Here is a 621-nt window from a genome sequence, read left to right on the forward strand (position 1 = left end):
ACAGGAACCCTTGGTCTTCCGGCGAGCGGGCTTTTCACCCGCTTTATCGTTACTTATGTCAGCATTCGCACTTCTGATACCTCCAGCAGCCCTCACAGGCCACCTTCACAGGCTTACAGAACGCTCCCCTACCCAACAACACATAGTGTCGCTGCCGCAGCTTCGGTGCATGGTTTAGCCCCGTTACATCTTCCGCGCAGGCCGACTCGACCAGTGAGCTATTACGCTTTCTTTAAATGATGGCTGCTTCTAAGCCAACATCCTGGCTGTCTATGCCTTCCCACATCGTTTCCCACTTAACCATGACTTTGGGACCTTAGCTGGCGGTCTGGGTTGTTTCCCTCTTCACGACGGACGTTAGCACCCGCCGTGTGTCTCCCGTGATAACATTCTTCGGTATTCGTAGTTTGCATCGGGTTGGTAAGTCGGGATGACCCCCTAGCCGAAACAGTGCTCTACCCCCGAAGATGAATTCACGAGGCGCTACCTAAATAGCTTTCGGGGAGAACCAGCTATCTCCCGGTTTGATTGGCCTTTCACCCCCAGCCACAAGTCATCCGCTAATTTTTCAACATTAGTCGGTTCGGTCCTCCAGTTAGTGTTACCCAACCTTCAACCTGC

At 53.0% G+C, this 621-nt stretch carries 1 rRNA gene; it reads right to left on the bottom strand.

Annotated features, from left to right (window positions below):
* Window positions 1–621 (bottom strand): 23S ribosomal RNA (locus ACEQFP_RS17535); the annotation flags it as partial.

The organism is Edwardsiella sp. A.80236 (assembly GCF_044540725.1).
Taxonomy (GTDB): domain Bacteria; phylum Pseudomonadota; class Gammaproteobacteria; order Enterobacterales; family Enterobacteriaceae; genus Edwardsiella; species Edwardsiella tarda.